Annotated in this window: 2 rRNA genes; both read right to left on the minus strand. The window is 54.7% G+C overall.

Annotation, left to right across the window (positions count from 1 at the left end):
* Positions 1–23: 23 nt before the first annotated feature.
* Positions 24–3,100, minus strand: a 23S ribosomal RNA gene (locus ACT3UN_RS16280).
* Between the two features lie 328 nt (positions 3,101–3,428).
* Positions 3,429–4,944, minus strand: a 16S ribosomal RNA gene (locus ACT3UN_RS16285).
* The 16S and 23S rRNA genes sit together here, the layout of an rRNA operon.
* Between the last annotated feature and the right edge of the window lie 267 nt (positions 4,945–5,211).

The following is a 5,211-nucleotide window of genomic DNA, read 5'->3' on the forward strand; positions in this document are numbered from 1 at the left end:
ACACAGCAGAATCACTCGTTAACTAATGTTATCCTCGGTCAATTAGTACCGGTCACCTCCAACACTCACATGCTGTCCAGATCCGGCCTATCAACCCCGTAGTCTACAGGGAACCTCAAACGAAACCTCATCTCGAAACAGGCTTCCCGCTTAGATGCTTTCAGCGGTTATCCCTCCCATACGTAGCCAACCAGCCATGCCACGGGCGTGACAACTGGCCCACCAGAGGTATGTCCAACCCGGTCCTCTCGTACTAGGGTCAGCCTTTCTCAAGTTTCAACGCGCACGGCGGATAGAGACCGAACTGTCTCACGACGTTCTAAACCCAGCTCGCGTGCCGCTTTAATGGGCGAACAGCCCAACCCTTGGGACCAACTCCAGCCCCAGGATGCGACGAGCCGACATCGAGGTGCCAAACCATCCCGTCGATATGGACTCTTGGGGAAGATCAGCCTGTTATCCCCGGGGTACCTTTTATCCGTTGAGCGACACCGCTTCCACAAGCCGGTGCCGGATCACTAGTCCCTACTTTCGTACCTGCTCGACCTGTCAGTCTCACAGTCAAGCTCCCTTGTGCACTTACACTCAACACCTGATTACCAACCAGGCTGAGGGAACCTTTGGGCGCCTCCGTTACTCTTTGGGAGGCAACCGCCCCAGTTAAACTACCCACCAGGCACTGTCCCTAACCCAGATCATGGGCCGAGGTTCAGATGTCCAGCACGATCAGAGTGGTATTTCAACAACGACTCCACAACCACTAGCGTGGCCGCTTCACAGTCTCCCACCTATCCTACACAAACCGAACCGAACACCAATACCAAGCTATAGTGAAGGTCCCGGGGTCTTTTCGTCCTGCCGCGCGTAACGAGCATCTTTACTCGTACTGCAATTTCGCCGGGCCTGTGGTTGAGACAGCAGGGAAGTCGTTACGCCATTCGTGCAGGTCGGAACTTACCCGACAAGGAATTTCGCTACCTTAGGATGGTTATAGTTACCACCGCCGTTTACTGGGGCTTAAATTCTCCGCTTCGAACCGAAGTCCTAACAGGTCCTCTTAACCTTCCAGCACCGGGCAGGCGTCAGTCCGTATACATCGACTTAGCGTCTTCGCACGGACCTGTGTTTTTAGTAAACAGTCGCTTCCCTCTATCCTCTGCGACCCACACCAGCTCACAACCGTAAAGATCGATCACCAGCACGGGCCCCCCTTCTCCCGAAGTTACGGGGGCATTTTGCCGAGTTCCTTAACCACAGTTCACCCGATCGCCTTAGTATTCTCTACCTGACCACCTGTGTCGGTTTGGGGTACGGGCCGAATGTGCACATCGCTAGAGGCTTTTCTCGACAGCATAGGATCACCGACATCCCCGCAAACGGGTACGCATCACGCCTCACCCATAATGAACCCCGGATTTACCTGGGGCTCGGGCCACACGCTTACACCACAATCCAATAAGTGGCTCGGCTACCTTCCTGCGTCACCCCATCACTTGGCTACTACCAGCTCAGGTCCCACGCATCCACACAACGAGAGCCACAAAGTGACCCACACCGTGCTTCAGGGCGGTTAGTATCGCTGATTCACCATGGTCGCACACACACGGGTACGGGAATATCAACCCGTTATCCATCGACTACGCCTGTCGGCCTCGCCTTAGGCCCCGACTCACCCTGGGAAGATTAACTTGACCCAGGAACCCTTGGTCATCCGGCGGATGAGGTTCTCACTCATCATTCGCTACTCATGCCTGCATTCTCACTCGCATAGCGTCCAGCACTGGGTCACCCCGCACCTTCACTCGCTACACGACGCTCCCCTACCAACCCACACACAAGTGTGAGTTCCGCGGCTTCGGCGGTGTACTTGAGCCCCACTACATTGTCGGCGCAGAACCACTCGACCAGTGAGCTATTACGCACTCTTTCAAGGATGGCTGCTTCTAAGCCAACCTCCTGGCTGTCTTCGCGATCCCACATCCTTTTCCACTTAGTACACCCTTAGGGGCCTTAGCCGGCGATCTGGGCTGTTTCCCTCTCGACCACGAAGCTTATCCCCCGCAGTCTCACTGCCGCGCTCTCACTTACCGGCATTCGGAGTTTGGCTGATGTCGCTAAGATGGTAGTCCCGCTAAACCAACCAGTAGCTCTACCTCCGGCAAGAAACACACGACGCTGCACCTAAATGCATTTCGGGGAGAACCAGCTATCACGGAGTTTGATTGGCCTTTCACCCCTACCCACAACTCATCCCCTCAGTTTTCAACCTAAGTGGGTTCGCGCCTCCACGACGTCTTACCGTCGCTTCACACTGGCCATGGGTAGATCACCCCGCTTCGGGTCCAGGACACGCCACTAACAACACACTAGTTAGTATTCGCTTTCGCTACGGCTACCCCACACGGGTTAACCTCGCGACGTGCCGCTGACTCGCAGGCTCATTCTTCAAAAGGCACGCCATCACCCCACAAGGAGGCTCTGACGGATTGTAGGCACACGGTTTCAGGTACTATTTCACTCCCCTCCCGGGGTACTTTTCACCATTCCCTCACGGTACTAATCCGCTATCGGTCACAACAAGTATTCAGGCTTACCGGGTGGTCCCGGCAGATTCACAGCAGATTCCACGAGCCCGCTGCTACTCGGGGACACTCGCAACCCACACACACGATGCTTTCACGTACCGGACTCTCACCGTCTACGGCAGGCCATTCCAAACCACTTCCGCTAACACCACGCGCACAGGCGGCAGGCTGACAGACCCACCACACAAGACCCCACAACACCCCACATGCAACCCCTGTCAGGTATCACACACATGAAGTTTAGCCACCATCCGATTTCGCTCGCCGCTACTCTCGGAATCACTATTGTTTTCTTCTCCTACGGGTACTGAGATGTTTCACTTCCCCGCGTTCCCTCCACACCAGCTATACATTCACAGGTGGGTGACCGTGCATAACCACGGCCGGGTTTCCCCATTCGGACATCCTCGGATCAACGCTCAGTTGGCAACTCCCCGAGGCATTTCGCAGCCTCTCACGTCCTTCATCGGCTCATTGTGCCAAGGCATCCACCGTGCGCCCTTAACAGACAACACTAAAACAAAAAGATGACTCTACAAAAATTGCATAAAATAAAGAAGATACTCGCGTCCACTATACAGTTCTCAAACAACACGACACCCGAAACAGCAACCACCGCACACACAAGCACGACAGCACCACCATCAAGCGCCCACAAAAGGAGCATGCTGCTCCAGACACCCAACACCGCAACAAAACCAAACAACCCCTGCCACACCACATAAAGCCATGCGACTAAACAAACGATGATCCAGACATGATCTCCACCCGGATTCAAAAGCAGACTACGCAATGACTCACCACACGGTGAGCCCAAAGGCCTGCAACCAAAAAGCTCCTTAGAAAGGAGGTGATCCAGCCGCACCTTCCGGTACGGCTACCTTGTTACGACTTCGTCCCAATCGCCGATCCCACCTTCGACAGCTCCCTAACGAGTTTGGGCCACTGGCTTCGGGTGTTACCAACTTTCATGACGTGACGGGCGGTGTGTACAAGGCCCGGGAACGTATTCACCGCAGCGTTGCTGATCTGCGATTACTAGCGACTCCGACTTCATGGAGTCGAGTTGCAGACTCCAATCCGAACTGAGACCGGCTTTACGGGATTAGCTCCGCCTCACGGCATCGCAACCCACTGTACCGACCATTGTAGCATGTGTGAAGCCCTGGACATAAGGGGCATGATGATTTGACGTCATCCCCACCTTCCTCCGAGTTAACCCCGGCAGTCTCTCGCGAGTCCCCACCATTACGTGCTGGCAACACAAGACAAGGGTTGCGCTCGTTGCGGGACTTAACCCAACATCTCACGACACGAGCTGACGACAACCATGCACCACCTGTATACAGACCACAAGGGAAAACACATCTCTGTGCCGATCCTGCATATGTCAAACCCAGGTAAGGTTCTTCGCGTTGCATCGAATTAATCCACATGCTCCGCCGCTTGTGCGGGCCCCCGTCAATTCCTTTGAGTTTTAGCCTTGCGGCCGTACTCCCCAGGCGGGGCGCTTAATGCGTTAGCTACGGCACGGAAGTCGTGGAAGACCCCCACACCTAGCGCCCACCGTTTACGGCATGGACTACCAGGGTATCTAATCCTGTTCGCTACCCATGCTTTCGCTCCTCAGCGTCAGTAACTGCCCAGAGACCTGCCTTCGCCATCGGTGTTCCTCCTGATATCTGCGCATTTCACCGCTACACCAGGAATTCCAGTCTCCCCTACAGTACTCAAGTTATGCCCGTATCGCCTGCACGCCCGGAGTTAAGCCCCGGAATTTCACAGACGACGTGACAAACCACCTACGAGCTCTTTACGCCCAGTAATTCCGGACAACGCTCGCACCCTACGTATTACCGCGGCTGCTGGCACGTAGTTAGCCGGTGCTTCTTCTACCACTACCGTCACTCTCGCTTCGTCATGGTTGAAAGGAGTTTACAACCCGAAGGCCTTCATCCCCCACGCGGCGTCGCTGCATCAGGCTTGCGCCCATTGTGCAATATTCCCCACTGCTGCCTCCCGTAGGAGTCTGGGCCGTGTCTCAGTCCCAATGTGGCCGTCCACCCTCTCAGGCCGGCTACCCGTCGACGCCTTGGTAGGCCATTACCCCACCAACAAGCTGATAGGCCGCGGGCTCATCCTGCACCGAAAAACTTTCCACCACCGACACTAAACGATGGTACTATCCGGTATTAGACCCAGTTTCCCAGGCTTATCCCGAAGTGCAGGGCAGATCACCCACGTGTTACTCACCCGTTCGCCACTCGAGTACCCTGCAAGCAGGGCCTTTCCGTTCGACTTGCATGTGTTAAGCACGCCGCCAGCGTTCGTCCTGAGCCAGGATCAAACTCTCCATAAAAGCATATCAGCTCTATAAAAAGCCTGAACATACTGGCAAAATAAAAAAATACTGAACTACTGACAAAAAATGTCAACATCGATCCCACCACGGGGGTGGCGGAACCGACAACCGTCAACACCAATCAGCAGCACAATAAGAAAAGAACGATATTTAACAAGCAATCACGCTTGCCGGTACCATTCCAAACCACCGCGCCACACAACCGGTGCGACAAAAATTGCTTGGTTTGTTACGCTATTGAGTTCTCAAACAACACACGCACAC

Source organism: Corynebacterium sp. AOP12-C2-36 (assembly GCF_052379185.1).
Taxonomy (GTDB): domain Bacteria; phylum Actinomycetota; class Actinomycetes; order Mycobacteriales; family Mycobacteriaceae; genus Corynebacterium.